The sequence below is a fragment of the Pseudomonas sp. genome (assembly GCF_037994325.1).
GTDB lineage: Bacteria > Pseudomonadota > Gammaproteobacteria > Pseudomonadales > Pseudomonadaceae > Aquipseudomonas.
In genome coordinates, this window is the sequence record NZ_JBBNAH010000610.1 from 1 (window position 1) to 6,094 (window position 6,094).

Genomic DNA, 6,094 nt, shown 5'->3' on the forward strand with positions numbered 1-6,094 from the left:
GAACGACTGGTTGGCGGCCAACAACACCAGCAATAAGGCGGATTTGAAAGCGGCCACCGGCGTTGATGCCAGCACTGGCCGGCGTCTGGCGCAGCCACCGTTGGCGCCGGGCAAAGCGGCGTTTAAATCGGCCGATGAATTTATCGCCACCATGCTGCCCATGGCCAAGGAAGCCGCCGCCAAAATTGGCGTCGACCCTTCCTATCTGGTGGCCCAGGCGGCGCTGGAAACTGGTTGGGGCAAGTCGATCATTCGTGATCAAGACGGCTCCAGCAGCCATAACCTGTTTGGCATCAAGGCCGCTGGCAATTGGCAGGGTGAGTCGGCGCGGGCGCTGACCACTGAATACAAAGGCGGCCAAGCAGTAAAGGAAGCGGCGAAGTTCCGCTCCTACGACAGCTTCCAGGACAGCTTCAACGACTACGTCAGCTTCCTGCAGAACAACGACCGCTACGACGATGCGTTAGATGCAACCGCCAACCCGAAACAGTTTGTTCGCGAGTTGCAGCAGGCCGGTTACGCCACCGATCCGCAGTACGCCAATAAAGTGGCGCAGATCGCCAAACAGATGCAGACGTACCAAACCATCGCCGCGGGCGAAACCACCGCCACGCGTTTGTAAGGATGCAGGTGTGATGAAGTTTTCAGAGAGGATGCGACATGGCTGATTTGTTATCTATTGGGCTGTCAGGCCTGCGCAGTGCGCAGACCGCCCTGACGGTGACCGGGCATAACATCACCAACGTCAACACCCCTGGTTACTCGCGCCAGGAATCGGTGCAGCAGACCGGTATCTCGCAGTTCACTGGCGCCGGTTATATCGGTTCGGGCAGCCAGGTGGTGGATGTGCGTCGCCTTGCCAGCGACTTTCTGACCAACCAAGTGCGCACCGCCACCAGTTCCAACAGCGAGCTGCAGTCGTTTAAAAGCCAGATCGAACAGCTCGACTCCTTGCTGTCCAACAGCACCACCGGTATCAGCCCGGCGTTGCAGAAATTCTTTGCCTCGCTACAGACCGCCTCCCAAGACGCTTCGTCGACCGCTGCGCGTGAAGCGGTGCTGTCGCAGGCGGCAGGGCTGTCGGATTCGTTCAATACCCTGTACGACCAGCTAGACAAGCAGAACAGCCTGATCAACCAGCAACTCAGTGCGCTGACCACGCAAGTCAATTCCATGGCTGCCAGTGTGGCCAGCTACAACGACGCCATCGCCCGTGCTCGAGGTGCCGGTGCCGAGCCCAACGACCTGCTTGATGCCCGCGAAGAAACCATCCGGCAGATTTCCGAAATCATCGGTGTACAAAGCGTTGAGCAGAAAGACGGCAGCGTCAGCTTGTTTGTCGGTACTGGTCAGCCCTTGGTCGTGGGCAACACGGCGTCCACGCTAACGGCTAAAGCGGGGGTTGATGACCCGTCGAAGTTCCAGATTGACCTGAGCATCAACGGCGTGTCGCAAACCATCTCGTCGCAGATTTCTGGCGGTGAAATGGGTGGCCTGTTGGCCTACCGCGACACCACCTTGGACAAGAGTTACAACAGCCTGGGGCAAATGGCCACGGTGCTTGCCGATACCGTCAACAAGCAGCTAGGGCAGGGCCTGGATCTGGCGGGGCGTGCCGGTAGCCCGCTGTTCAGCGATATCAATGACCCCACTGCGGCGTCGTTGCGCGTGCTGGCGCAGGCCACCAATACCGGCACTGCAACCGGCTCCCTGGCCATCACCAATTCCAGCCTGCTGACCACCAGCGATTACCGCCTGGACTATGACGGCACTAATTTCACTGCCCGGCGCTTGAGCGACGGCGCCAGCATGAACGTCACCGTCACAGGGACCGGCCCCTACAGCATTTCCATGACCGACCCGAGCACCACGCCGGCTACTGATCAAGGCTTTGCCGTCACCATTAACGGCACGCCCAATGCCGGTGACCGCTTCACCTTGCAACCGACTCGGCGCGGCGCTTTTGATTTTGGTACCGACTTGCAGTCGGCCGACCAACTGGCTTTTGCCGGTTCGGCGCGTGCGGTGGCGACCACCAACAACCGCGGTACCGGCACCATCAGCCAGCCAGATTTGAAGACCGGACCGTCACCAATCGACGTTACCGACCTGCAAGATCTATTTGGCACCGGGCTGCCACTGACGTTTGACTCCACCACCAACACCCTGACCAGCACGTTGCCGGCCGGTGCGACCTTGAGTTATGTATCGCCCTCGACCACCGCGCTGACCCCAGGCCAAGCCAACACGCTGCGCCTGGATTACACCGACCCGTCGACCAATAACACCTACTCCTACGAGTTCACCATTAATGGAACGCCGCAGTCGGGCGATAGCTTTACGTTGGGGCAGAACACGGCAGGGGTGGCGGACAACCGTAACGCGCTGAAATTGATCGACCTGCAAACCCAAAAAACCGTAGGCGTTGGTGCTGCAGGCGTCGGTTCCACCTATAACAACGCCTACAGCGGCTTGGTTGAGCGCGTCGGCTCGTTGACTGCGCAGGTTCGGGTTAACGCCGATGCCGCGGAAACGGTATTGACCCAGGCGCAAAACAGCCGCGATTCGCTCTCCGGCGTCAGCCTGGATGAAGAAGCCGCCAACCTGGTGCAGTTCCAGCAGTACTACAATGCTTCTGCACAGGTCATCAAAACCGCGCAGGCGCTGTTCGATACGCTTATTGGCGCGTTCAACTGAGGCTAGTTAGTTATGCGAATTTCCACTATTCAGGCCTTCAACAGTTCCGTTAGCGGTATGCAGAAGAACTACGCCAACGTTTCGCGTACGCAGGAACAGATCAGTACCGGCAAACGCATCCTCACCCCAGCGGATGACCCGGTTGCTTCTGTGCGTTTGCTGCAGCTGAGCCAAGAACAAGCGTTGAACGCCCAGTACACCTCCAACAACACCGCCGCGCAGAACAGCCTGAACTCCGAAGAGGCCATTCTCAGCTCGATTGAAACCGTGCTGCAGCGTATTCGCGAAATTGGTGTGCAAGCCGGTAACGGTACCCTCGACTCTACTGACCGCGCCTCGCTGGGCACTGAGATACAGCAGCGTGAGGATGAACTGCTCAGCCTGATGAACAGCAAGGACGCCAGCGGCCATTACCTGTTTGGCGGTTCGCAATCGGATCAACAACCTTTTGTGCGCAACCCCGACGGCACCTACAGCTACCAAGGCGACGAAACCGAACGCAATGTGCAGGTGGCCAGTAGCACCTTTATCGCGCTGGGTGACGACGGCAAAGACCTGTTCGAAAACGTCTTTAACGCCAACCGCGTAACCACGGCGCACACCACCGTGGGTACCAACGTGGATGGCACGGTCAGCACCGGGCGCATCTCCCTGGGCCTGGTTACCGATAAAACCGCCTACGACACCACCTTTCCCGCCAGCAATCCACCGGTAGCCACCGATGGCATCGGCATCCATTTTCTTAGCAGCACCGGCTACGTGGTGTACGACCAGGCCACCTTGCCGGTTGGCTACGACTGGACCACCTACGATCCGACTACGCCGCCCGCCGGGCAACTGGCCACGGGCGCCATCGACACCAACACCGCCACCTCCGATTTCATCAGTTACGGTGGCGTGCGGGTACAAATCGACGGGGTGCCGCAGAACGGCGATGACTTCGCCATCAACCGAAAGCCGGACGAAGAAAAACGTAGCCTGCTCAACACCGTATCTGACCTGCGCAAAGCACTGCAGGGCTCGGGTGATTCTGCCGAAGATAACCGGGTAATCCGCGACTCCGCCGCCGTGGCCTTGTCGAACCTCGACGCGGTGTATTCCAAGGTCGATGCCGCACGCGGTTCGGTGGGCTCGCGGCTGAATACCCTGGACTCTACCGGCGACTTTATTGCCGACGTCACCCTGGTCAACAAATCCGTGCAATCGGACCTTGAAGACCTCGACTACGCCGATGCCATTTCGCGCCTGACGCTGCAAAACACCATTCTCTCGGCGGCGCAGCAGAGTTTCGTGAAAGTCGCCAACCTGAGTTTGTTCAACTACATCAGCTAATACCCCTCACCACGCACCGCTGGCGCCTAGGCGCTGGCGGCGGCGCTTCGGTTAAAACCTCTATGTCCTGTTATTTGGCACTATGTTTGCTCTTCTGAGCGCAGGTGCCATAAAACTGGCTCTCACTTAAATAAGATCGCGCCGCCCGCTCTGCTATTCCTTATGGTGTGCCCCGGTAAATGTCAGGGGGCACGGTATTACGCAAGGAAATTGGGACTGCAGTGTCGGCCTGTCTAACGAGCGGAGTATGGAATGAAGGCGGTTATCTTGGCGGGTGGATTGGGAACCCGGATCAGTGAAGAGTCGCACCTCAAGCCCAAGCCAATGATTGAAATCGGCGGTAAGCCGATCATTTGGCACATCATGAAAATCTACTCCCACCACGGGATAAACGACTTTGTCATCTGCCTGGGCTACAAGGGCTACGTGATCAAAGAGTACTTCGCCAACTACTTTCTGCACTCCTCGGACGTCACGTTCGATATGGCGCAAAACCGCATGCATATTCATCACCAGCATGCCGAGCCCTGGCGCGTCACCCTGGTTGATACCGGCGAAGACACCCTCACCGGCGGGCGCTTGAAACGCGTGCGTGAGCATCTGGACGATGAACCCTTTTGCTTTACCTACGGCGACGGGGTGTCCGACGTCGACATCAGCGCATTGCGCGCTTTCCATGCCAGCCACGGCAAACTCGCCACGGTCACTGCCATCCAGCCACCGGGCCGCTATGGCGCGTTGAAACTGGAAGACGGCAAGGTCGAAACTTTTCAGGAGAAACCAGCCGGCGACGGTGCTTGGATCAACGGCGGCTATTTCGTGCTGGACCCCAAAGTGCTCGACTATATCGATGGCGATCAGTCCAGTTGGGAAGGTGAGCCACTGCTGCAATTGGCTGGCGAAGGCAACCTGATGGCCTACGAACATCATGGCTTTTGGCAAGCGATGGATACCCTGCGGGACAAAAATCAGTTGGAAGAGCTGTGGTCCAAGCGCCAGGCAATGTGGAAAGTCTGGTCATGACCCTATTTGCCGGCGCTTATCGTGGCGCTTCGGTGCTGGTGACCGGCCATACCGGCTTTAAGGGCAGCTGGCTGGTGGCCTGGCTCAACGAGCTGGGCGCCAAGGTAACGGGTTACGCGTTGCCGCCTTCGACCTCGCCAAACCATTGGCAGCTATTAGGCGCAGATGCAGGCGATGAGCAGGGGGATATCCGCGACCTGGAAAACCTCAAAGCGGTTGTTCACGCCTGCCAACCCGATATCGTTTTCCACTTGGCTGCGCAGCCGCTGGTGCGCCGCTCTTACCGTGATCCACTGGAAACTTGGTCGACCAATGTCATGGGTACGGCCAACCTGTTGGAAAGTTGTCGCGAGCTGGCCAATCTAGCAGCCATCGTGGTGATCACCACAGACAAGGTCTACGCCAATCAAGAGTGGCCTTGGGGCTACCGAGAGAATGAACGCCTGGGCGGTCACGATCCTTACAGCGCCTCCAAGGCCGCGACCGAACTGCTCTGCGACAGCTACCGCAATTCCTTCTTTCACGGCCAGGGCTCTGCGCTATTGGCCACGGCGCGTGCCGGCAATGTGATTGGCGGCGGCGACTGGTCGCAAGATCGTCTATTACCCGACATCGTCCGTGCTGTTCAGCAAAAACAGTCCCTGGAAATCCGCTCACCCAATGCCACGCGGCCTTGGCAGCATGTGGTTGATTGCTTGTCCGGCTATTTGCTCTTGGGGCAACGGTTGCTGCAAGGCGAAAGCGCTTTTGCCCAGGCCTGGAATTTTGGCCCAGACGTGGCGGACAACCGCTCGGTGGCAGCCATGCTGGAGACCTTGTCGCGCTATTGGCCTGAGTTGAATTGGCACCTGTCGAGCGGCGCCCATCCGCACGAGGCCGGCTTGCTGTACCTGGATAACAGCAAAGCGAAAAGCCAACTTGGTTGGAGCCCGGTTTGGAACCTGGAGCGTGCGCTGGCCGCTACAGCGCAGTGGTACAGCGCTCAGGCAAACGGTGACATCAGTACCCGCCTGCAACTGGCTGCTTATGTCGAGTCGGCGCG

At 58.7% G+C, this 6,094-nt stretch carries 5 protein-coding genes; all 5 read left to right on the forward strand.

Features of this window, described 5'->3' with window-relative positions:
* A partial coding sequence (flgJ, locus tag AAAB16_RS20330; protein ID WP_340664956.1) for a flagellar assembly peptidoglycan hydrolase FlgJ occupies positions 1-622 on the forward strand: 622 nt, incomplete at its 5' end.
* 38 nt (positions 623-660) lie between these two features.
* Positions 661-2,697, forward strand: a complete 2,037-nt coding sequence (flgK, locus tag AAAB16_RS20335) for a flagellar hook-associated protein FlgK (protein WP_340664957.1) — start codon at positions 661-663, stop codon at positions 2,695-2,697.
* Between the two features lie 12 nt (positions 2,698-2,709).
* On the forward strand, positions 2,710-4,029 hold the full coding sequence (flgL, locus tag AAAB16_RS20340) for a flagellar hook-associated protein FlgL (RefSeq protein WP_340664958.1): 1,320 nt from the start codon (positions 2,710-2,712) through the stop codon (positions 4,027-4,029).
* Between the two features lie 252 nt (positions 4,030-4,281).
* Positions 4,282-5,052 (forward strand): glucose-1-phosphate cytidylyltransferase, encoded by a 771-nt coding sequence (rfbF, locus tag AAAB16_RS20345; protein ID WP_340664959.1) that lies wholly within the window; start codon positions 4,282-4,284, stop codon positions 5,050-5,052.
* Positions 5,049-6,094 (forward strand): CDP-glucose 4,6-dehydratase (gene rfbG, locus AAAB16_RS20350; protein ID WP_340664960.1); only part of this gene is annotated, 1,046 nt, incomplete at its 3' end. The genes rfbF and rfbG, both read left to right, overlap by 4 nt.